11 protein-coding genes and 1 tRNA gene are annotated in these 23,068 nt (G+C 62.3%); 8 read left to right on the forward strand and 4 right to left on the reverse strand.

Annotated elements, in window-relative coordinates:
* Nucleotides 1-47: 47 nt before the first annotated feature.
* Nucleotides 48-1,493 carry an efflux transporter outer membrane subunit gene (locus V9T28_RS00545; protein WP_116402677.1) on the reverse strand — a complete coding sequence of 482 codons (1,446 nt, stop codon included), beginning with the start codon at nucleotides 1,491-1,493 and terminating at the stop codon, nucleotides 48-50.
* 148 nt (nucleotides 1,494-1,641) lie between these two features.
* Between V9T28_RS00545 and V9T28_RS00550 the strand changes: the two genes are divergently transcribed.
* A complete protein-coding gene (locus tag V9T28_RS00550) occupies nucleotides 1,642-2,325 on the forward strand; it encodes a response regulator transcription factor (RefSeq protein WP_116402676.1) in 684 nt (227 codons plus the stop codon).
* On the forward strand, nucleotides 2,325-3,617 hold the full coding sequence (locus V9T28_RS00555) for a sensor histidine kinase (protein WP_116402675.1): 1,293 nt from the start codon (nucleotides 2,325-2,327) through the stop codon (nucleotides 3,615-3,617). The genes V9T28_RS00550 and V9T28_RS00555 overlap by 1 nt, the downstream gene beginning before the upstream one ends.
* Before the next feature lie 229 nt (nucleotides 3,618-3,846).
* Here the strand turns inward: V9T28_RS00555 and V9T28_RS00560 are convergent.
* Both V9T28_RS00560 and V9T28_RS00565 read right to left on the reverse strand, forming a co-directional pair.
* Nucleotides 3,847-3,922, reverse strand: a tRNA-Ala gene (locus V9T28_RS00560).
* Between the two features lie 117 nt (nucleotides 3,923-4,039).
* Nucleotides 4,040-4,411, reverse strand: a complete 372-nt coding sequence (locus V9T28_RS00565; protein WP_116402674.1) for a TIGR02300 family protein — start codon at nucleotides 4,409-4,411, stop codon at nucleotides 4,040-4,042.
* 196 nt (nucleotides 4,412-4,607) lie between these two features.
* On the opposite strand from V9T28_RS00565, the gene V9T28_RS00570 reads away from it, so the two are divergent.
* The 5 genes from V9T28_RS00570 to V9T28_RS00590 all read left to right on the forward strand — a co-directional run bounded on the left by V9T28_RS00570 (nucleotide 4,608) and on the right by V9T28_RS00590 (nucleotide 17,979).
* Nucleotides 4,608-5,939 (forward strand): 3-phosphoshikimate 1-carboxyvinyltransferase, encoded by a 1,332-nt coding sequence (locus V9T28_RS00570; RefSeq protein WP_116402673.1) that lies wholly within the window; start codon nucleotides 4,608-4,610, stop codon nucleotides 5,937-5,939.
* On the forward strand, nucleotides 5,936-6,568 hold the full coding sequence (cmk, locus tag V9T28_RS00575; RefSeq protein ID WP_116402672.1) for a (d)CMP kinase: 633 nt from the start codon (nucleotides 5,936-5,938) through the stop codon (nucleotides 6,566-6,568). The genes V9T28_RS00570 and cmk overlap by 4 nt, the downstream gene beginning before the upstream one ends.
* A 1,181-nt stretch (nucleotides 6,569-7,749) precedes the next feature.
* The gene (locus V9T28_RS00580; RefSeq protein WP_158554904.1) at nucleotides 7,750-8,409 is read left to right on the forward strand and encodes a sugar transferase; all 660 of its coding nucleotides are present in this window, start codon (nucleotides 7,750-7,752) and stop codon (nucleotides 8,407-8,409) included.
* 1 nt (nucleotide 8,410) lies between these two features.
* Nucleotides 8,411-10,252 (forward strand): non-ribosomal peptide synthetase, encoded by a 1,842-nt coding sequence (locus V9T28_RS00585; RefSeq protein ID WP_116402670.1) that lies wholly within the window; start codon nucleotides 8,411-8,413, stop codon nucleotides 10,250-10,252.
* Nucleotides 10,249-17,979, forward strand: a complete 7,731-nt coding sequence (locus V9T28_RS00590; RefSeq protein WP_116402669.1) for a non-ribosomal peptide synthetase/type I polyketide synthase — start codon at nucleotides 10,249-10,251, stop codon at nucleotides 17,977-17,979. The genes V9T28_RS00585 and V9T28_RS00590 overlap by 4 nt, the downstream gene beginning before the upstream one ends.
* Nucleotides 17,980-18,114: 135 nt before the next feature.
* Here the strand turns inward: V9T28_RS00590 and V9T28_RS00595 are convergent, their stop codons facing one another.
* Nucleotides 18,115-18,804: a 4'-phosphopantetheinyl transferase family protein gene (locus V9T28_RS00595; protein ID WP_116402668.1), complete on the reverse strand. Its 690-nt coding sequence runs from the start codon at nucleotides 18,802-18,804 to the stop codon at nucleotides 18,115-18,117.
* 195 nt (nucleotides 18,805-18,999) lie between these two features.
* Between V9T28_RS00595 and V9T28_RS00600 the strand changes: the two genes are divergently transcribed.
* Nucleotides 19,000-23,025 carry a non-ribosomal peptide synthetase gene (locus tag V9T28_RS00600; protein ID WP_116402667.1) on the forward strand — a complete coding sequence of 1,342 codons (4,026 nt, stop codon included), beginning with the start codon at nucleotides 19,000-19,002 and terminating at the stop codon, nucleotides 23,023-23,025.
* Nucleotides 23,026-23,068 lie beyond the last annotated feature (43 nt).

Consider the following 23,068-nt stretch of genomic DNA (forward strand, 5'->3'; position numbering starts at 1 on the left):
AGCGCCTGCTCCCGCGAGCAGGGCAATGAGAAGAAGCTTGAGCCGCATTAGAGAAGAGTCCCTTGAGCTTTTGTCTTTTCCGGTGCCGGTGCGGACGGCTTAAGGTCCCAGCCTCCGCCGAGAGCTTTGTAAAGCGCGATCCAGTAGCGCACGGCATCGCGTCGGACTTCGATGAGCGTGATTTCCGCTGACTGCGCCGAGCGCCGCGCCTCTTCGCGGTCGAGCAGGCTCGCGCCGCCGGCTTTCCAATTGGTATCGATCGAGTTGAAATAGGTTCGGTAATTGCTGGCCGCCGTGGCGGCGTCGCCGATGCGCTTGCGGGTGCTGTCCACCCGCACAAGATCGGTCTCGATGTCGGAGATCGCGCTCAGCACGCCGGACTTATATTTGGCGACCGCCTTGTTGTAGTCGGCGATCGCACTTTCGACTGCGGCACTGCGCGATCCGCCATCGAGCAGGGGAATCGTCAAGGACGGACCGAAGGACCAAGGCAAGGATGCTCCGGTCGCAGTGGAACCGCTGACCGTGAGCGATCCCGAGAGGCTCAAGCTTGGATAGAGATCGGCCTTTGCCGCGCCGACATCGGCCACGGTTGCCGCAACCTCCTGTTCGAGGGCGCCGATGTCCGGACGCTGCCGCAACGCTGCCGCGGGCACTGCCGCAATGCGCAAATTCTTCGGTGTCGGGATGTCGTTCTTGCCCTTGGCGAGAAGCTGCCTGACGCGTATCTCGTCGCCGCCGGTGAGTTCGGCGAGCGACTTGACCAGCACCTCGCATTCGGCACGCTGCTCCGTCAGTGTGGAGGAGGAGGAGGCCGCGCTTGCCCGTGCCAAGGCGAGATCGGAGGTGGAGGTCAGGCCGGAAGAGGCAGCCGTTTCCGTCGCGCGAATCGTGTCCCGTTGCGAGGCAAGTTCGACGCTATAGGCGTTCTCGATCTGGCGGCAGGCGCGGTACTGCACATAGTCATCGGCGACTTCGGCGGCGAGGGAGACGCGTGCATCGTGCCAATCGGCCACCTCTTCGCCGATCCGCTGGCGGGCCGCTTCGCTCTTTTGCCGGTTCTTGCCGAACAGGTCGATCTCCCAGGAGGCGTCGAGGCCGCCGCTCGATGTCGTCCCCGCCTCAATACGGTTGACCGTATCGCCGCTGGTGCCGGACCCAGAGACGGAGCCCGAGCCGCTGAGGCTCGGAAACAGGCTCGCACGTGCAGAAGCTAACGTCGCGCGGGCCTTTTCGATATCGGCGATCGATGAATCGAGGCTAGGGTTCTCAGCCTCCGCATGGCCGATGAGAGCAGTCAGCGACGGATCGTTGAACGTCGACCACCAGGATTCGAGGTTGGACACGTGGCCGTCATGTGGCAGCGCCGCGTGCCAGGCAGTCGCAATCTTCGCGTCGGCCGACTGCAACTCGGAGAAGCTGGCGCAACCCGAAAGCATCAAACCAAGAGCGACAACGCCGCAGCGAACAATATAGCGACCAGCCGGCCTCATCACCGCCCTTTACGATCTCCTGAACACGCGTTGGAATTAGCGGATCGAACGTAAAGTGCGGTCAAAGGTGCGTTAAGATAGGTAAAATCTCGTGCCTGACCTGCCTTCGTTCTGTATGTCTTCGTGGCACGGATGATGGGCGTTCAGTATGGAAAAGGTTCTTCTTGTCGACGATGATGTGGAACTCACCACGCTCCTCAAGGAATATCTCGTTGAGGAGGGCTTCGACGTGTCGACCGCGCATGACGGGCGCACGGCGATCGGATTGGCGACGTCGCACGCCGTCGATATCGTCGTGCTCGATATCATGATGCCGCGCATGAACGGCATCGAACTGCTGCAGCGCATCCGGCGCACGAGCACTGTGCCTGTCTTGATGCTCACGGCCAAGGGCGATGATGCCGATCGGATTGCCGGGCTCAACCTCGGCGCCGACGATTATGTGCCAAAGCCCTGCTCGCCCGGCGAGCTCGTGGCGCGGCTGCGCGCCATCCTGCGCCGATCGGGCCGTGCAGCGCCCGCACCGGAAGAGCTGCGGGCCGGCAATCTCGTCATGCATCCCGCAAGCCGGATCGCCGAGTGGCGCGGCAAACCGCTCGAACTGACCGGGACCGAGTTCAGTCTGCTCGAAGTGCTGGCCCGCAACGTCGGCCAGCTCGTATCGAAGCAGGAGATTTCCAAGTGTGCTTTCGGCAGAACCTTGACGCCGTTCGACCGCCGCATCGACGTTCACATCAGCAGTGTCCGCCACAAGCTCGGAGCACGGGACGACGGGCAATCCTGGATACAATCGGTGCGGGGGCAAGGCTATCAGCTTTTGCGAGATCGATAATGCGGCGCCTGTTCTGGAAGTTTTTCACGATCATCTGGCTCACCATGGTGGCCTCGATCGGGGTGCTGTTCGCTGTGAGCGCCCTCTTCCAGATCGCGCCGCTGACCCACGTGATCGAACGCGAACGCCAGGCCTTCGCACTCAATGTCGCGGCGCAGCTTCTGGCGCATCATGGAAAGGATGCCGCCGTTGCATTCGCGTCCGAAGCCGCCAAGCCGCCCACGCCGATCAGCCTCACGATTGCTCAGGTCGCGCCCGTCGGTGGCTGCGTCCTCACAACGGACGTGAACCAGCGGGAGGTCGAAAGCGGCGGCGACTGTTATCGCGTTATCCTTCATCGGCAAGAATTCGGTTTCGTATCCGAAGCTTGGCCAAGGCTCGTCCCCTGGCTGTCGGCATTGTTGGCCGCTGCGGTCGCCGCCTATTGGGTAGCGCGCTACCTCATTCGGCCGGTCGCGCAACTTCGCATTGGCCTGAGCGCATTGGCCGCCGGTCGCTTCGATATCCGTATCGGCGACAAAATGCAGGGCCGAAGAGACGAGGTCGCGGCGCTCGCTCACGATTTCGACGCCAGCGCCGCTCGTTTGGAGGAGTTTCAGAAATCGCAGCAGCGGCTTTTTCACGACGTGTCGCATGAGCTTCGCTCGCCCCTGTCGCGCCTTCAGGCCGCGATCGGCGTGCTGCACCAGAACCCCGCAAAGCTCGACGTTATGATGGACCGCATGGTTCGCGAAGTCGAACGGATAGACGGCTTGATCGGCGAGATCCTGACGCTCGCTCGGCTGACGGATCGGTCGAACGCCGGACTGGAGGTACAAACGCTCGATGTGATCGATCTTTTGAACGACATCGTCGCCGACGCGGCCTTCGAAGCACAAGCGCGCAAGATCCATGTTTCGCAGCAAGGTGTGCAGACATTCGTCGCCGAGGTGAACGGCGAGCTGATCTATCGGGCGTTGGAAAACGTCATCCGCAATGCCGTCAAATACACATCCGACGGCTCACAGGTCTCGGTTCGCACGCGGGTAAAGGACGACACGTTGCGCATCGTGGTCACGGATGAAGGGCCTGGGGTGCCGGCGTCCGAGCTCGAGCGAATTTTCCAGCCGTTTTCGCGCGGCGAGGATGCCGTCGTCCGCGGCGGATATGGTCTCGGCCTCGCCATCACCAAGCAGGCCGTCGAGCGGCACGGCGGCCGCGTCACCGCGTCAATCGCCGACACCGGGGGCCTGGCCGTCACTCTGGAAATATCCGGAATGAGTGGTGGAGGGCTGCAACGTGCGAAAAATTAGAGCGTGCTGACTTTAGATCGAAGCACAGTTGCGATGTCCGAGAGACGTAAAGGACCGCGACCGTTCCGGTCGCGATGCAATCTTCTGTATTGCGGCCACATGCGACCGGGACGGTCGCGGTCCAGTGCGTTGCACGTGCCATAGCCAGCGGCCGCGGCGCGCCAATGGCACGCGGCGTACACCGTCGCCCCGCGCGAAAGCAAAAATCAATAATATCAATGATTTGATTTGGTGGAGCCAATCGGAATCGAACCGACGACCTCTTCAATGCCATTGAAGCGCTCTCCCAACTGAGCTATGGCCCCATCTCGTTCGTCCGCTCACTTTCTGAGCGAAACAGGTCCGGCGTTGGGCCGCCGAACCGTTGCGGCCGCGTGTATAGCCGCACCTTGGCGGCGATACAAGCACTTATTTTCTATTATTTACGCTTCTTCCTCATCGTCAATGTCGCCGTCGATCAGATCGGACACATCGTCGCTATCCTCTTCCTCTTCCTCGAGGAATGTGTCGTCGGCGCCATCGTCCTCGATCTCGAGTTCGTCGTCTTCAACCAGCGTGACCTTCTCGGCGTCCTTGTCGGCCTCCTCCATCGACACGAGTTCGACATTGGCTGGATTGGCCGGCGTATCGTCATCGTCTGCCGCTGTCGTCTGCCGCTGCGGCGAGCGGGGCAGAGGGACCGCCTGAAACACCGTTCCGCACTTCGGGCAGACGATGGGAGTGCGGTTGAGATCAAAGAATTTTGTGCCACAATTCTGGCACTGGTGCTTCATGCCAAGTTCGGGTTTTGCCACGTCGCGAGATCCTGTGCGGGGGAGGGCCAAGGGCCCCCAAAATGTTTTGAGGCGTCGGGTTATTCGGCTCCGCGCCGACTGTCAAATAGAAGTTTTTGTCTCTGCGGTTTTGGCGCGGATGACAGAAACCGCAGCCGCGTGCTAGGAGCCCGCCCAGAACGCCGCTCACGCACGAGAATCGCAGGTTTTGGCCGCAATGTCCATTTCTCCCACCGTCCAGCGCCCGATGGCCGCGCGCGTCCGCGGGCCGTTGCGTGGGTGCGGGCGTGCGCCGCGGGACCAATCGATTTCGCATCGCGCCCTCATCCTCGGCCTGCTGGCCACGGGGGAGAGCCGGATCGAGGGATTGGCGGAGAGCGCTGACGTGCTGGGCACCGTCGCGGCGATCCGAGCCTTCGGCGCGCGTGCATTGCGGCATGGGCCTGGCGACTGGAGCATATGGGGCTGCGGCATCGGATCACTGCTCGCGCCGGTCGCGCCGCTTGAGGTTGGCGGTATCGGTGGCCAGCTGATTATGGGCATTGCCGCCGGCCACGGGTTTGAGGCGACATTTACCGGCGCCGCCGCGCCGCGGCTCCGCAGCCTCCTCGACGGGCTGGTGCGGATGGGAGCGGAAGCAAACGTCCAGGCCGAACCGGAGCGTTGCCTGGTCTTTTTGCGCGGCACGCCTGAACCGGCGCCGATCGATTATCTGGTCTCCCGCCCATGCGCAGCGCTCAAATCGGCCATCTTGCTCGCGGGTCTCAATTCGCCGGGCGCAGTCACGGTGCGGGAAGCCTGGGCCACAGCCGACCATACTGAGACCATGTTGCGCCATTTCGGCGCAGAGGTCTTGAGCAAACCTTATGGCCAAGAGGGCCGCAAAGTGACCTTGCGCGGCCGGCCCGATTTGCGCGGCACGCCGGTTCACGTGCCCGGCGACCCGTCGGCTGCGGCATATGCGGTGGTTGCGGCCTTGATTGTGCCGGGGTCTGATATCGTGATCGAGGACGTGAGCCTTAATCCCCTGCGGATCGGCCTGCTGATGACTTTGTGCGACATGGGCGCCCAGATCGACATTTTGAAGCCCCGGCAGGCAAATGGCGAGGATGTGGCCGATCTTCGCGTGCGCCATTCCGTGCTGCGCGGCATTGAGGTGCCCGCCGCCCGCTCCCGAGCGATCGGCGACGGTTATCCGCTCTTGGCGACTGCCGCGGCCTTTGCCCAAGGGCAAATGCGCTTGTGCGGCGCGGCCGAACGCAGCGACTCGGCATCGCCCGTCCTGGTGCAGATGGTAGCCGGGCTGGCCCAGGCCGGCGTCCCCCACCGGGTCGAGGGGAGCGATCTCATCATCGAGAGCGACGGCCGGGTGTCCGGCGGCGCCTGCATCAGCGCGCCCCTCGATCCGCGCGCCGCCATGAGCCTTCTGGTGCTCGGTCTCGGCGCCCGGGAGCCGGTAACAGTGGCGGATAGCGGAACGATTGCCACGAATTTTCCCGATTTCCACATACTGATGAGCACGTTCGGCACAGAATTTGAGGCGGCATGATTATCGCGATTGACGGACCGGCAGCATCGGGCAAGGGCACGCTCGCGCGGCGCTTGGCGGCGCATTACCACTTGCCGCATCTTGACACCGGGCTGTTATACCGGGCAACGGCGCTCGCGCTGCTCGATGCCGGCAAGCGCGTGGACGATCCGGTTGCGGCGGTCGAGGCGGCGCGCGGCCTGGCCCTGATCGATTTTGACGAGGCGCGCCTGCGCACCCGCGAAATGGGCGAAGCCGCCTCCGTGGTCGCCGCTTTTCCCGAGGTGCGGGCGGCGCTCGTCGATGTGCAGAGGCGCTTTGCCGCCCGCGATGGCGGCGCCGTGCTCGATGGACGCGATATCGGGACGGTGATCTGCCCCGATGCCGAGGTGAAGATCTTCGTGACGGCAAGTCCCGAAACCCGCGCCAACCGCCGCGCCATCGAACTCGCGGGCCGCAGCCAAAAGGTGGATTACGCGTCGATCCTGCAAGATATCCGCAAGCGCGACGCCCGCGATTCGGAACGCGGCGCGGCCCCGCTGAAAGCGGCCGAAGATGCTGCCATCCTCGACACGAGCGCGCTAGATGTCGAAAACGCCTTTCGCGCCGCGCTGGCCATTGTCGAGCGTCGCACATCTGCGGTGGCGTGACGCCGTTCGGAGCGCGACCACCGTCTATTGCTTCGGCGACGCGCGATAGTCAAGGCGTTGCCCGGCGCGGTGATTCGAAAGGTCATAACGGTGAGCCTACGCCTTTTTTCCGATATGGCCGCAAGGGAGCCGATCGGCGGGGCCGCTTATGGCATGTGCAAACGTCTCGTCCCCGCGCGGACAAACCATACCTTGTAGGATAAAGGGTTGACACGGAAGCCGATTTTACTTTGTGTGACAAACAGTATTCGCACACTATAGACACAAAATATTTATTTACGATATTGCCTTAATCACGGCACATTATTGCGAGACAGATCGAATAGTTGGAGTTATCCTTCAGCTTGGTCGTTGTGTCACGTTTCAGCATATATTTTACTGAGGTGTTTCTACGGAATCTGTTGCCTACGTAAAGCTGGTTTAGCTTCGAATGATTCATGTCCGGTCGGGTGCATCCCTCAATGACGTTCGCCGATCGCTGAATCGTCGTGATCTCCCTTTTTGTCGCGTCAAGACAGGTAAGCTTGCGTAGCGTCAAATTCGAATACTTGGGTTGCATGGTCCGTTTATCAGGTTTGATCTAAACGCATGCCGTTCGCAGGCGTTTTAGCCAACCGAATTGCGCGTGCTTAAATTCCGTGCATGACGCATTGAATATGTGCGTTTGCGCGTCGCTGAGAGCATGCAACCGCATCGATGAGTTGGAGCGGCGTCCGTCATGGATGTCTCTTCGTTGCAAGTGCCTGCAGCATCGTTTTTCCGATGCGGCCGAACCGCGATCGAATACGCGAGCCAAACATGCGGCGCGCAAGATATCGTTGCGCGCCAGTAATTGCATGTTCATGCCGATCTTGCGCGAGTAAAATCGGCGCGGCTTTCGATATGCCAAGAAAAAATGTTGGCCGTGCCCTGAATTGGTTCGCAACAACCAAAAAGGTTCCGCCTACTAACCTAAGCCACAAGGGTAGCTTGCGACGCTTGGGGCGCCGAGGTTAGTACGGGTCTAGGGGGACTGATCGGTTTTTTATTGAATTGCGCTGGGGTCTGAGATGAGTGTGAACGGCAAAATACAGCTCGACGGTGATCGGCTTCCCGCTGCGGCTTATGGTTCGCGGGCAGTTACGACGTCGGCAACGCGACGCCTCTTCGCGCGCTCGACTGGCCATTGCACGGATTTCAGTATGTCCGAGCACGACCATGTGGCCGTGCGCTTCCGGTCGGACAATGCATTTGGTTTGTTCCTGAAGCGTTGCGTCGATGTCCTTGCGAGTTCGCTGCTCTTGATTTTCTTCGCTCCTGCCCTCGTCGCGATCGCCATTTGGGTTTGTCTCGACAGCGAGGGGCCGGCGTTGTTCGCGCATGAGCGCATTGGCCTTGGCGGCCGCAAATTCAAATGCTTGAAATTCCGCTCGATGGCTGTCGACGCCGAGGTGCGCCTCCAGCGCTTGTTGAGCAGCGACGAAGGGCTTGCAAAGGAGTGGCGCGAAGCACAGAAGTTGCGTCACGATCCGCGCGTGACCAAAGCCGGGCGCATTCTGCGGCGTACGAGTCTCGATGAGTTGCCGCAATTGATCAACGTGCTGCGCGGCGACATGAGCTTGGTGGGACCACGCCCGATCGTCGACGCCGAAATTTCGCGTTACGGCGCGTCCATTGACGAATATCATGCGATGAAGCCTGGTATCACGGGCCTATGGCAGGTGAGCGGGCGCAGCGACGCGACTTATGTCGAGCGCGTGCGGATGGACGTGCAATATGTTCGGACCTGGTCTTTCTTCGGCGACATCGTGGTTTTGCTGAAGACCATTCCTGCCGTCTTTCTGCGTCGCGGCGCCATGTGATATGGGACACACGATCGCGTCCCTGTTTTCTCATGCAACCGATGTGGCACCTGATGCACCGGCACTGATCAGCGGTCGCGATGTTCTCTCGTATCGCGAGCTTGACAGCGTCAGCCGGTCTCTTGCCGCAGCGATGCGTAGGCGCGGTGTGCGGCCAGGCGACCGTGTGTTGCTCATCATGGAGCGCGCGCCGGAAGCCGTCGTCAGCATGCTCGCCGCGCTGCTTTGCGGCGCTGTTTACGTGCCGCTCGACAAAGCCCTTCCTGCCGAACAGATCCGCGCGATCATTGCCGATTGCGCGCCGCGCCTCATCGTCGCCGCCGAAGGCTCTGCGCAGATCGTGTCCGGTACGATTTCCTACAACGATCTGCTGCGCGAGGGTGCAGACGATCGCGCCGATCCTTCTCCTTCGCCAGGTCATGCGGACGCCGCCGCTTACATCATGTACACCTCCGGTTCCACGGGTCAGCCGAAAGGTGTAGTCGTTCCGCACCGGGGCATCATTCGCCTCGTGATCGGCTGTGATTATGCCGACCTCGGCCCGAACGAGACGATTCTGCAATTCGCACCGCTCGCCTTTGATGCCTCGACCCTTGAAATCTGGGGTGCGCTGCTGAACGGCGGCCGGCTCGTTTTCGTGCCGGGCGACAACCCGAGCCTCGATGACATTGCCGATGTCATCGCGGAGCACCGCGTGACGACCCTGTGGCTCACGGCCGGGCTGTTTCACGTGATGATCGACCAGCGGCTGGACGCGCTGAAACCACTCAGGCAATTGCTCGCGGGCGGCGATGTCCTGTCGCCGAGCCATGTGCAGCGCGCGCTGCGGCAACTGCCGGGATGCCGCCTGATCAATGGCTATGGCCCGACGGAAAACACGACCTTCACCTGCTGCTATACGATTCCTGCCGATTATGTCGGCGGCCCGGTGCCGATCGGCACGCCGATCAACGGCACGAGCGTCCATATTCTCGACGATCAATTGCAGCCGGTCCCTGACGGCGAACTCGGTCAATTGTGCACGGGCGGCGCCGGTGTCGCCTTGGGCTATCTCAATCGGCCGGACCTCACGGCGGAAAAGTTCGTTTCTCCGCCGCACATGCCGGGCGAGCGCCTCTACCTCACCGGCGATCTTGCGCGGCGGCGGGCCGACGGCGTCATCGAATTTGCCGGACGGATTGATCGGCAAGTGAAAATCAACGGCAAGCGAATCGAACTCGATGCGATTGAAGCCGCCCTGCAAAACACGGCCAATGTGCGCGACGGCGTCGCGATCGTGCTGCAGGACGGGAGCGGCGCGAAAAGCATCGCCGCCTATGTCACGCTCCTCAATCCGCAAGCGGATGGCGTGGCGCAAATTCGCGCCGCGCTGCAGCGGCACTTGCCGACCTATATGGTGCCGAGCCATATCACGGTGCTCGACGCATTGCCGCTGACGGCAAACGGCAAAGTCGACCGCAAGCATTTGCCGGATCCGCGTGCGGCGGCGTCGCAGCCCATCCGTCTCGCAGCGGCGCCGGGAAACGCGCTCGAACAGGACATCACACGCGTCTGGCGCCGCATTCTGGCGCGCGATCATATCGACCGCGATGACAATTTCTTCGATCTCGGCGCGACCTCGCTGCAGGTCATGGCGGCGCATGCCGAGATCGCGCGCCTGCCCGGCGTATCGGTGCAACTCACCGATCTTTTCGCCCACTCCAATGTAGCGGCGCTGACGCGCCACCTGACCGCGCTGAACAGCGCCGGGCCGGTGGTGCGAGAAGATGCCGCCGTGCGGGCGCGGCGAGGGCAGGAGGCAGCGGCACGTATGCGCGCAGCGCGAATGAGGGGCGTATCATGAGCGACAATGGCGGCGGCATCGCAATCATCGGGTTGGCTGGACGGTTTCCCGGCGCGCAGGATACCGACGCCTTCTGGCGCAATCTTTGCGATGGCGTCGAGAGCATTCGCCATTTTCGCGACGACGAGATGGAGGATTCTTTCGCGCCTGAAATCCGTGCGCACAAAAACTTCGTCAAGGCACGCCCGATTCTCGATGGCGTCGACATGTTCGATGCGGGCTTCTTCGGCATGCAGGCGCGGGAAGCCGACATCACCGATCCGCAGCAGCGCGTCTTCTTGGAATGCTGCTGGCAGGCGCTGGAGGATGGCGGCTATGATCCGGCGCAGGTGCGCGAAGCGATCGGCGTGACGGCTGGCTGCAGCATCAACACGTATTTCCTGCATCATGTCCTGCGCGATCGCAAGGCGTCGGAGCAGTTCACCTCCGATTATCAGGTCGGGAGCTATCCGGCACTGATCGGCAACGGCCAGGATTTTGTTGCGACGCGTGTCGCTTACAAATTGAATCTGCGCGGTCCGGCGATGACCGTGCAATCGGCTTGCTCGACGTCACTTCTCGCTGTGGCGCAGGCCTGTCAAAGCCTGATGCTGTACCAGGCCGACATGATGCTCGCCGGCGGCGTCTCGATCTCCTTCCCGCAAAAGCGCGGCTTTCTTTACCAGGACGGCGGCATGGTGTCGCCGGACGGGCGCTGCCGTCCCTTCGATGCGGGTGCCAACGGGACGGTGTTTGGCGCCGGTTGCGGCGTGGTGCTGCTGAAACGCCTGGACGATGCTTTGGCAAGCGGCGATCATATTTATGCGGTGATCCGCGGCTTCGGCGTGACCAACGACGGCGCCGGCAAAGTCGGCTATACCGCGCCGAGCGTCGACGGGCAGGCGGAGGCGATCGTCGCCGCGCATGCAATGGCGGATGTCGACCCACATGCTATTCGCTATGTTGAATGCCACGGCACGGCGACGCCGCTCGGCGATCCGATCGAATTTTCCGGTCTTCTCAAGGCTTTTGGTGAGACCGATGCGCAGCGCGGACAATATTGCGCGCTCGGATCGGTCAAGGGCAATGTCGGCCATCTCGATATTGCGGCGGGCGTGACCGGTCTGATCAAGACGGCTCTGTCGATCCGCCACGGCAAGATTCCGCCGACCCTGCATTTCAAGGCGCCGAACCCCGCCATCGCGCTCGATCGGAGCCCGTTCTATGTTGCCGCGCAACCCGTGGATTGGCATGAAGCAGAGGAAGACCGCGTCGCTGGCGTCAGCGCCTTTGGCGTCGGCGGCACGAATGTGCATGTCGTCGTCGCAGGCACACCGCAGACGCCGAGCGAGCCCGCCGCCTTGCCGCGGCAAGTGCTTGTGCTGTCCGCGCGCAGCGAAGCGGCGCTGAATGCCGCGCGCGCCCAGCTCGCTCGACATTTGGGCAATACGCCGGGCGAAAATCTCGCCGACATGGCACATACGTTGCAGGCCGGTCGCCGAGCCTTTCCTTATCGCTGCGCCTTGAACGCCGCGACGGCCGAAGAAGCGATGGCGAAATTGCGCGCACCGCTCGCGCAAGCGCGCGCCGCGGCAAGCGAGCCGCCGCCGGTCGTGTTCATGTTCCCCGGCCAAGGCTCGCAATATATCGGCATGGGCCGCGCGCTCTATACCCATGTCCGGGCGTTCCGCGATGCGATCGACCGCTGTGCGGCGATCCTGCAACCGATTTTGAAGGAAGATCTGCGCGCGCTGCTGTATCCTGAAAGCGCTGCGGCAGAGCAGCATATGCTCACCCAGACGCGGTTGGCGCAGCCGGCCATTTTCGCGGTGGAATATGCGCTGGCGCAGGTGTGGCTCGCGTGGGGTATCCGTCCGGCGGCGATGATCGGCCACAGCGTCGGCGAATTCGTCGCCGCGTGTCTTGCCGATGTGATGAGCCTCGAGGATGCGCTCAATCTGGTCGCCGCGCGCGGCCAATTGATGCAGGACTTGCCGCCCGGAGCGATGCTCGCCGTACGCTTGAGCGAAGCGGATCTGACACCGCTGCTCCCGCCTGATGTCAGTCTGGCCGCCATCAACGGACCGGCTTTTTGTGTCGCTGCAGGCCCCTTCGATGCGATCGAGGCTTTGGAAAAGCAGCTCGATGCGCGTGGCACAGGGTATCGCCGGTTGCATACGTCACACGCGTTTCATTCGGCGATGGTCGAGCCGACGGTCGCGCCACTCAGCAAACTCGCGCGGAGCATCAGCTTGCGCGCGCCGACCCTTCCCTATGTGTCCTGCGTGACCGGCGATTGGATCACAGCCGCGGAAGCGACTTCGGCAGAGTATTGGGGGCGGCACAGCCGCGAAGCGGTGCGTTTCGCCGCCGGTCTCGAGACATTGCTCAAGGGCGGCGCGGCGGTGCTGCTGGAGGCCGGTCCCGGTATGGCGCTCACGACCTTCGCAAGGACCATTGCCGCGAAACACGCCAATATCGCCATCGCCGGTTCGCTGCCCACCGCGGAGCAGGATGGCGATGCGCTGGCAACCATGCTGGATGCGCTCGGACAATTGTGGTGCGCCGGCGTGCAGCCGGATTGGCAGGCCGTGCACGGGCCGGCGCAGCGTCGGCGCGTGTCCTTGCCGACTTACCCGTTTGAACGCGCGCGTCATTGGATCGATGCGCCGACACCACAAGCCGGCCCGGCACCAGCGCCTGTGAATTTGGAGGAACGTATGTTGACATCACCCCAAGCCGCCGCCATGCCGGCCGATGGCCGCGCCACGGCGCTGCAGGCGAAGATCGTAGCGTTGCTGGAAGAGCTTTCGGGCGAGAGTATCGCCGAGGCGGATCCGCACAGCAGCTTCCTGGAACTCGGGTTTGATTCGCTGCTGCTCGGCCAATTCGTGCAGCAGATGCAGACGCGTCTTGGTGTCGATGTCTCGTTCCGGCAATTGCTCAGCGATTTGCCCTCGATCGCCGCGCTCACGGATTATGCCGCGCAGCAATTGCCGGCCGAGGCCGCGCCACAGCCTGTTGTCGCACCTGCATTGCAAATGCCTGTCGCGCCGATCGCTGCGCAAGCCGCGCCCGCCTCCGGTTCGATGATCGAGCGCTTGATGCAAGAGCAGTTGCGCACCATGCAGCAATTGATGCAGCAGCAACTGGATGCGCTACGGTCCGCGCAGACTATGCAGCCGGAAGCCAAGGCCGTTGTCGCGTCGGCACCGGCGCCGGCGGCGACTTTGCCGCCGCCGCCTGTTGCAGAAGCGCCGTCGCGATTCCAGGTCTATCGCGCCGGTGCAAATACGGCCAAGGGCGATACCACGGTCGCGCAGCGCGCGCATATCGATGCTCTGATCGCGCGCACCGTCGCGCGTACGCCGACATCGAAGAAGATGACCCAGGATTATCGCGCGGTGCTCGCCGATCCGCGCGCCGCCGCCGGCTTCCGCGCCGAGTGGAAGGAAATGGTCTATCCGATCGTCAGCGACAAGGCGCAGGGCGCGCATATCGTCGACGTCGACGGCAACGAGTATATCGATCTCGTCAATGGCTATGGCCAGACGGCCTTCGGCCATCGGCTCGAGACGGTCGTCGATGCGGTTGCAGCGCAACTCCAGCGCGGCTTTGCCATCGGCCCGCAAACGCCACTCGCGGGCGAAGCGGCGACCCTGATGAGCGAGCTCACGGGCTGCGAGCGCGTGACATTCTGCAACACTGGGTCAGAAGCGGTGATGGCGGCTCTGCGCCTTGCCCGGACCGTCACCGGACGCAACCGAGTCGTCTCGTTCGGCGGCGCCTATCACGGCCAGTTCGATGAAGTGCTGGTGAAGGCGGGCCGGAATTCGGCCAATGGGTTGCCGGCGGCGCCCGGCATTCCGCGCGAATCGGTCAGCAATGTCACGGTGCTGCCCTATGGCACGCCGGAAAGCCTCGAATGGATCCGCGCCAATGCGCAGGAGCTTGCGGCGGTGATTGTCGAGCCAGTGCAGAGTCGGCATCCGGGGCTGCAGCCCAAGGGGTTCTTACAGGCATTGCGCGAGATCACGACCGGTTCGGGCAGCGCGCTCATCTTCGACGAAGTCGTGACCGGGTTCCGCATGCATCCGGCCGGAATGCAGGCCGTGTTCGGCATTTCCGCCGATATGGCGACCTATGGCAAGGTGGTCGGCGGTGGCATGCCGGTCGGCATTCTCACCGGCAAAAAGCGCTTCATGGACGCGCTCGACGGCGGCATGTGGCGCTATGGCGACGACTCTTATCCGGAAGTCGCGCCCACGTTCTTCGCCGGGACATTCGTTCGCCATCCGCTGGTGATGGCGGCTGTCTGCGCGGTGCTGCGGCATTTGAAAGCTGAAGGGCCCGAATTGCAGCAAGCGCTCACCACGCGCACGGTCGCTTTGGTCGCGCGCCTTAATGCTGATTTCGAACGGCGCGGCATCGCGGCCCGGATCGAGACCTGCGGCAGCTTGTTCTATTTCTCGCTCGCGCATGAGGACCGGCTCGCAAGCCTGCTCTATTATCACCTGCGGCTGCGCGGCATCTATATCCAGGAAGGATTCCCTTGCTTCCTGACGACGGCGCATTCGGATGCCGATTATGAGGCCATCGCCACGGCTTTTGCCGAGAGTCTCGACGAATTGCAAAGTGTCGGCATTCTGGCGCCGGCGGCGCAACAATCGCTCGACGTGCCGCTTACCGAACCGCAATCGGAAATCTGGCTGTCGGCGCAAATGGGTGATGAAGCGTCCTGCGCCTTCAACGAATCGGTGACGCTGCGGCTGCGCGGCGCGCTGGATACGGCGATGCTGACCCAGGCGCTGCAGGAGATCGTGCAGCGGCACGATGCCTTGCGCTTGCAATTCGATGCGGGCGGCGAAATGGCGCATGTGAACGCGCAGGCGCGCTTGAATGTTGCGACGCTGCAGGGCGACGAACGGGCGCTTGCCGCACTTACCGACCAGGAAGCGCGCACGCCCTTCGATCTCGTCAGCGACATGCCGATTCGCGCGCATCTCGTCACGCTCGCGCCGGACGATCATGCTTTGGTGCTGACCGCGCACCACATCGTGTGCGACGGCTGGTCGGTCAATGTAATCCTGCAGGAGCTCGGTACGATCTATGCCGCGCACCGCGCTCAGCGGGCGCATGGCCTGCCGGCACCACTCGCCTTCAGCACATTCGCGCATCGCCAGCACGAGCGGCCGGCCGCGGCCCTTGCGTCACAGGAAGCCTATTGGCTCCAGCAATTTGCAACACCCGCTGCACCGCTTGATCTGCCGACCGACCGTCCGCGCGGACCGCGCCGTACCTTTAGCGGCGCCACCTATAGCCGCATGATCGGCGCCGAGAACTATCAGACCATCAAGAAGGCGGGCGCGCGCAATGGCTGCACGTTGTTCGCCACGCTGCTCGCCGGATTCCAGGCGCTGATGGGCCGGCTCGCAAGCTCTAAGGATGTGGTTGTCGGTATTCCGACCGCCGGACAATCTTTGCTGAAAGACGAAACGCTCGTCGGACATTGCGTGAATTTTCTGCCCGTCCGCAGCACCTGGAGCGCAGACACGTCGCTTGCCGATCTGCTGAAGGCGACGCGCCAACGCGTGCTCGACGCCTACGAGCACCAGGATTACACGCTCGGCACGTTGGTGCGCAAACTTGCACCGGCGCGCGAAGCCAACCGCCTGCCGCTGACCGATCTGCAATTCAATCTGGAGCGGCTCGCCGAACCGTTGCAGACGCCGGATCTCGCGCTCGACATCACGCCGAACGCGAAAGCCTTCGTCACGCATGATATGTTCCTGAACATCATCGAATCGCCCGCAGGCCTGCGGCTCGATTGCGATTACAACACCGATCTCTTTGATCGGCAGACGATCGCGCGCTGGCTGGATTGGTATGAGCATCTGCTCCTGGCGATTGCCGCCGACGCCCGGTGCCCGGTCGTGCAGGCGAATTATCTGCCGGATGCGGAACGCGCGGCGCTTCTGGGCAGCCTGAACGATACGGCGCAGAACTATCCGAAGGAGACCTGTCTTCCGGCTCTGATCAGCGCCAGAGCGGCCGAGCATCCGAACAAAGTTGCGATCGTCTGCGGCGGCACGCGGATGACTTACGGCGAGCTCGGCCGGCGCTCGGATGCGCTTGCCGCGGCGCTGCAGGCAAATGGCGTTGCGCCAAAGCATCTCGTGTGCGTGCTGATGGAGCGCTCGGTCGATCTCGTGGTCGCGCTTCTCGGCGTCATGAAGGCCGGCTGCGCCTATATTCCGCTCGATCCGAAATATCCCGCGGAACGTCTGCGTCAGATCGTCGGCGATGCGTCGGCGCGCGGCCTGATCGTCAATGGAACCTTGGGCAGTTCGTTCAATGCCGACGACATGATCGTGATCGATATGGCGCAGATGCCTGTGAGCGGCGCGCTCGCTCAGGTCGCGGTTACGGCCGAAGATCTCGCCTATGTCATCTACACGTCGGGCTCGACGGGTACGCCGAAGGGCGTCGAAATCAGCCACCGTGCCTTAGTCAATCTGCTGAGCTCCATGGCGCGTGAGCCTGGTTGCGGCGCTGAAGACGTTCTGTTCGCGGTCACGACGATCTCGTTCGACATTGCGGGACTCGAATTGTTCCTGCCAATGATGGTTGGCGGCACGCTGGTCGTTGCGACAAACGAGGATCTTGCGGATGGCGTCCACTTGCCGCAGCGCGTGACCGAGGTTGGCGCGACGATGATGCAGGCGACGCCTTCGCTGTGGCAGGTCATGCTGGAAAGCGGGTTCACCGCGCCGCAAGGCTTCAAAATGCTGTGCGGAGGCGAAGCGCTCAATCCCGATCTCGCTCGCCGCCTGCTCGCGGGGCAGGGCGAATTGTGGAACATGTATGGCCCGACCGAAACCACGATCTGGTCATCCTGCGCCCGCATCACCGATGCCGATGCGCCGATCAGCGTGGGCCGTCCCATTACCAACACAAGCTTCTATGTGCTCGACAAACACGACCAGCCGGTTGCTCCCGGCGCGGTCGGGCAATTGCACATCGGCGGTGACGGCGTCGCGCGCGGCTATGTTAACCGGCCGGAGCTGACGGCGGAAAAATTCATCGCCAATCCGTTCGGCCCCGGCCGTCTCTATCGCACCGGCGACGTCGCCCGCTGGCTCCCCAATGGCGAGATGCAAATTCTCGGCCGCATCGATGCGCAGATCAAGTTGCGCGGGTTCCGGATCGAGCCGGGCGAGATCGAGTCCACCTTGCTGCATCATGGGGGCCTGGATGCCGCCGTCGTGCAGGTGCATCGCGATGAGGCCGGCCAGGCGCGGCTGGTGTGCTATTACGTCGAGCAATCCGGCGTGACCGTGCCCACCGTGTCGCTGGAGGCCGCGGCACGCAAGACCTTGCCCGATTATATGATCCCGCAAGTTTGGGTGCGGCTCGCGCGCTTGCCCTTGCTGCCGAACGGCAAGCTCGACCGCGGGCAATTGCCTGCGCCCGACTTGGCGGTCCCGGCGCCTGCCGCCGCAACCTTCGCCGCCCCCGTAACGCCCACCCAAACCGCTCTTGCGGGCATCTGGGCAGACGTGTTGCAACTGCCGAAGATTGGCATCGATCAGGATCTGTTCGACCTCGGGGCCGATTCGATCCATCTTTTCAAAATCACGGCACGGGCGCGCAAGCTCGGGATTCGCTTGACGGCGCGCGAGCTCATTCAGCACCGCACCATCGCGGCGCTTGCCGAGCATCTCGGCGACGGCGAAAAGCGCGCTTAGAGCATTTTCCAGAAAAGTTGTTCGACTTTTCGATTAAGAAAATGCGACAAAGCAAAGACCGAGAGCATTTTCCGATTCTGAAAGAACGGAAAATGCTCCAGTACGCGCGCTTTTCGAACATTCTCGGTAATCGCATCACAGTGTGCGTGAGAGAACGACGCCGGTGACGACCAGATCCTCGGCCGGAAAGGCCGCGCGGCCATGCCATAGCGGCGCAAAATGCTGCTGCAGCGTGAGGGTGCGCTGCGGCCGGACGGCAAAACGAAGGAACGCCTCATTCTCCTCCGTCACGGCCACTTCAATGTCCTCGAATTCCAGCCATTCGCCGGTGAGAACGTACTGACATTTGTAAAACGCTTCCTTGGCACTGAAAATGGCTGCCGCGTGACGCTGACGTTGGCGAGCCGATAGGCGATGCAGAAGTGCAGCCTCGCGCTGTGTGAAAATCTGCTGCCAGAGTTCCGCCGTGACATGGCTGACAATCTCCGCATCTATGCCGAGCGCCGCGATTGGCGCGCGCGCTGCTGCGACGAGACAGATTCCGTCCGTATGCGTGATGCTTCCGGTGATCCCTTCGGGCCAGAGCGCGGTTTCGTCAGGCCGCTTCAGAAGAGGAAAATGTTCGATTCCCATCCGTGCCAGAACCTGCCGGGCAGCAAGTCGTCCCATGGCAAATTCGCGCAAGCGCTTTGGCGCAAAGCGCCCGCACAACGCAGCTTCTTCGGGATAAAGCTCGCCCGCGGCGGCACCGCGCCGCACCGCGACTTCCACCTGCGGCGGAAACAATATCCCAAGATCTAATTGCTTGTCGGCCTGATCGCTCAACACCTTCCTCACACTTAGTCCAAAAGGACAGGATGTTTTTAAAACCGCTGGCGCGCTAATTTGACTCTGCGAATTGTTCGGTTTCTTGTGAAGCAATTCACACACTATCTATCTACGTTTAAAACTATACTAACGCTGGTATGCCGTGTCTGCACAATTATCGGTTGAACATCATACCGCTTGCATGGTGGTCGCATGGAATTGTTATCGAAAGTGGGGGAGTTCCAGGTGATCCGTGACTGGGGTCAATCCTCAGAGCGCTACCCTTGCTCGATGGGGCAGGAGCGATTCTGGTTTCTGGAACAGCTCGATCCGGGCAACCCGGCGCTGAACGTCGCCGTGCGCGTGCAAGTCGACGGTGTTCTCCGGCGCGAAGAGCTTGCTGCGGCATGGGAGGTTCTCCTCGCCCGGCACGCCTCGTTGCGGACCTGTTTTGAGGCGGTCAATGGCGAGCCACAGCAAATTGTCACCGATTTTGCGCGCTTGAAGATTCCGGTCGTCGATTTGAGTGGCCTGAGCGCGGCGGACGCCAAGATCAAGCTCGATCAAATCGGCAAGGTCGAAGCGGTGACGCCGTTCAGCCTATCGTCTGCGCCGCTCATTCGAGTGACGCTGGTGATGCTGGGCCCAGCGTCATCGGTGGTGCTACTCACGGTCCATCATATTGTCTGCGACGGTTGGGCTATCGGTATTCTGTCGAATGAGATGGCCGAGCTGTGCGCCGGTCTGCAAAAGGGCAAGATGCCAATTTTGCCACCGCTTGAACTCGACTATGGCGAGTTCACACTGCAACAGCGCGAATGGTTGCTGAGCGACCCGCTCGAAGCGGAAGCGGATTATTGGCGCGAGAAGCTCGCGCGTTTCAGCCGCTTCGAACTGCCGACCGATTTTCCGCGGCCGAAGACGCCGGCGGTAAACGGCCATATTCAGTCGGTGATGCTCGCCAAAGACTTGACCAACGCGCTGACTGACTTGGGCCACCGGCATGACGCGACCTTATTCATGACGTCTCTGGCCGCGCTGGCCCTGCTGCTGCAGCGACAAAGCGGCGAAGACGACATTACCGTCGGTACGCAGATCCTAGGTCGCGACGATGTGGAGGTCGAGAATATTGTCGGCCTTTTCATCAACACGATCGTCATTCGCTGCGATCTTGCGGGCGATCCTTCCTTCACCGAATTGCTCGACCGTGTGCGCGACACGGTGTTCGACGCACTCGAATACCGCAACCTGCCGATTGAACGCCTGTTTGAAATTGCCGGCGCGGAACGAGATCTCAGTCGCAACCCGCTGTTCTCGGTCAATTTCATTTTCCAGAAGGCGTTCATCGGCGTGCATCGCTTCGATGACATCTCCTTCCATTGCATTCCCTCGATGTCGGCCGGGGCGCTCTACGACTTGAATTTCTTCATGGTGGAGCGCGATGAGGGCTGGCGACTGTCGTGCGAATACAATACCGATCTGTTCGCCCCGGCGACGATCGCAGGATTGCTCGACCGCTTCCACATTATTTTACGCGAAATCGTCCGCGACGCGGGGCGGCCCATCGCCACCATTCCGGTGATCAGCGGCCTCGACCGCGCGCGGCTCGTCGTGGAAAACAACCACACGGAGATGGCCTATCCGGCCGATTTGACGATTGTCGACTTGATCGCGGCGCAGACGAAGAAAACGCCCGATGCGACCGCGATCGTGTGCGGCGACGAGCACATGACCTTCCAGCGCCTGGACGAGCGGTCCACTTTGCTCGCCGGCGTGCTACGGGCGCAGACGGGCGGAAAACAGGGGCAGATCGGCGTCTTTCTCGAACGCTCGTGTGATCTTGTTGTTGCACTGCTGGCAGTTTTGAAGAGCGGCAACGCCTATGTGCCGCTCGATCCGGTGCTCGGACATGAGCGGCTCGATCATGTCGTCCGCGATGCCGGCTTGATGGCGATGGTCACCCATTCGAAACTCGTGTCCCGGATCGATGTGCCGGTGCCGCTGGTTCTGACTGACAAGCTGACGCAAGCTTCGGTCTCGGGGCGGGCCGAACCCGGTTCCGGCCCGACGCCCGAATCGCTCGCCTATGTCATCTATACGTCGGGATCGACCGGCCTGCCGAAAGGCGTGCGGATCCAGCATCGTGCGCTCACCAACCTGTTGTGCGCCATGCGGCAGTCGCCCGGATTGACGGCGCGCGATACGCTGGTCTCGGTCACGACGGTGAGCTTCGACATTGCGGCGCTTGAAATTTTCCTGCCGCTCATGACCGGTGCCAAACTGGTGATCGCCCGCGAGGACGATGTCGTTGACGGCCGGGCATTGTGGCGTCTCATGCAGCAGCATCGTGCGTCCTGCCTACAGGCGACGCCCTCCACTTGGCAATTGCTGCTGCTGGCCGGATGGCGCGGCGATCCGGAGCTCAAGATGCTTTGCGGCGGCGAGGCGATGCCAGCGGCGCTCGCAGAAAAGCTGCTGCTTTGCGGCGGCGAATTGTGGAACATGTATGGCCCGACCGAAACGACAATCTGGTCGTCAATCCATCAGGTGCAATCGAGCGATAAGGGCATTTCGATCGGCCGGCCGATCGCGAATACGCAGTTCTATGTCCTCGATGGCCGCGGCGAGCTTTCGCCGCCGGGCGCGATCGGTGAATTGTACATTGGCGGCGACGGCGTTGCCGCCGGCTATCACAATCTGCCGCAACTCACGCAAGAGCGCTTCGTCCCCGACAAGTTCCGTGACGTTGCGGGCGCGCGGCTGTACCGGACCGGCGACCTTGTGCGCATGAACGTGCACGGCAATTTCGAATATTTGCATCGCGCCGACAATCAGGTGAAGGTGCGCGGCTTCCGGATCGAACTTGGCGAGGTAGAGGCGGCGCTGCAGCGCTTGCCGGCGATCGCCGAAGCCGCTGCTTTCGTGCAGAAAAACGCGGAGGGCGACCATTCCCTGATGGCGCTCGTCGTGCCCAAGGACGCCAAGCCGCTCGACTTGGATTTTCTGCACACTGCGCTCGCCAATCGTTTGCCGCCCTACATGGTTCCGTCCAACATCTTCACGACCGCAGCCTTGCCGCGCACGCCCAACGGCAAGATCGACCGCAAGGCGCTCGCAAGCGCCGCGCCGGCGCCCGTGGCGGCGGTGCCGCGCGAGCAGGAAGGGCCGGTCTCGCCGACCGAGCAGCGGCTCATTCCGCTGTGGGAGGCCGTCCTCAACACGCGCGGAGTCACGCCGGAATCGAACTTCTTCCGGCTCGGCGGCCATTCGTTATTGGCGGCCCGGCTGCTGGCGAGAATCGCCGACGAATTCGGCCGAAGAATCCCGCTCACTATGCTGTTCAAGGCGCCGACATTGCGCGTTCTTGCCCATTGGCTCGATATCGGCGCCGAGCGTCCGCTCGATTTCCGCCGCATCGTCACCTTCTCGCCGCTCGGCAAGAAGCCGCCGATCATTGTCGTGCACAATACCGGTTATTTCGAGAATCTGGCGCGAGCGATCGACGAGGAGCAGCCGATGGTTGCGCTGCAAGTCATTGATCCGTCGCGCAAACAGGAGGCATTGCCGACGAATTTCCAGGCGCTCGCCACCGAATATGTCGATCTGATCGAGCATTTGCACCCTGAGGGTCCGTGTACCCTGATCGGCTGGTGCGTCGGCGGCGTTTTGGCGTATGAAGTCGCCCAGCAGCTCAATGCGCGTGGCCGCGACGTGTCGCATCTCGTGATGCTGCAGTCGTGGGAGCCATATTACGTGCGCCGTCTGCCACCTGTCGCAGCTAAGATCGCCGATTATTCGTTCCGCCTGCAAACGGTCGGGAGCGAGACCAAAAATCTGCTCAAGGGACGGCGGCCATGGCGCCAATATCTGGAACGCCGGCCGACACTGGCCAAGATCGCGCGCATATTCGGCCTGGTCCCCGACGCGGAAACGTGGGCGCGCGAGCGGCACGAAGCGCATAGCGACGAAGAACGGCACGATGCGTTGATGCAGAATTACATGATGCGATTGAGTCGTGACTACGCAGCGCCCCCCTATGCGGGACGCACCACGATCGTGCGCGCCCGCCATGACCCGGCGGGGTGGGGATTGGACAAGCTGTTCGGCTGGGGAAACCTCCTGCAAGGTTCGAAATCCCTGATTTCGGTAGCAGGGAACCACACCGGGATGTTGCAAGTGCCCGCCGTCACGCAGATTGCTGCGGCGCTGGGGTCCGAACGTGCTGTCACGCGCGAATAGGGTCAGAGGCGTTCTTTGCGTGGCCGTCGCCATTGGCATATGG

The sequence above is a fragment of the Methylovirgula sp. 4M-Z18 genome, from assembly GCF_037890675.1.
Classification (GTDB): domain Bacteria; phylum Pseudomonadota; class Alphaproteobacteria; order Rhizobiales; family Beijerinckiaceae; genus 4M-Z18.

Coding starts and splice junctions, on each gene's coding strand:
- V9T28_RS00555 (WP_116402675.1), top strand. CDS start 2,325: ATGCGGCGCCTGTTCTGGAAGTTTTTCACGATCATCTGGCTCACCATG.
- V9T28_RS00585 (WP_116402670.1), top strand. CDS start 8,411: ATGGGACACACGATCGCGTCCCTGTTTTCTCATGCAACCGATGTGGCA.
- V9T28_RS00550 (WP_116402676.1), top strand. CDS start 1,642: ATGGAAAAGGTTCTTCTTGTCGACGATGATGTGGAACTCACCACGCTC.
- V9T28_RS00600 (WP_116402667.1), top strand. CDS start 19,000: ATGGAATTGTTATCGAAAGTGGGGGAGTTCCAGGTGATCCGTGACTGG.
- V9T28_RS00580 (WP_158554904.1), top strand. CDS start 7,750: ATGTCCGAGCACGACCATGTGGCCGTGCGCTTCCGGTCGGACAATGCA.
- V9T28_RS00570 (WP_116402673.1), top strand. CDS start 4,608: ATGTCCATTTCTCCCACCGTCCAGCGCCCGATGGCCGCGCGCGTCCGC.
- V9T28_RS00545 (WP_116402677.1), bottom strand. CDS start 1,493: ATGAGGCCGGCTGGTCGCTATATTGTTCGCTGCGGCGTTGTCGCTCTT.
- V9T28_RS00590 (WP_116402669.1), top strand. CDS start 10,249: ATGAGCGACAATGGCGGCGGCATCGCAATCATCGGGTTGGCTGGACGG.
- cmk (WP_116402672.1), top strand. CDS start 5,936: ATGATTATCGCGATTGACGGACCGGCAGCATCGGGCAAGGGCACGCTC.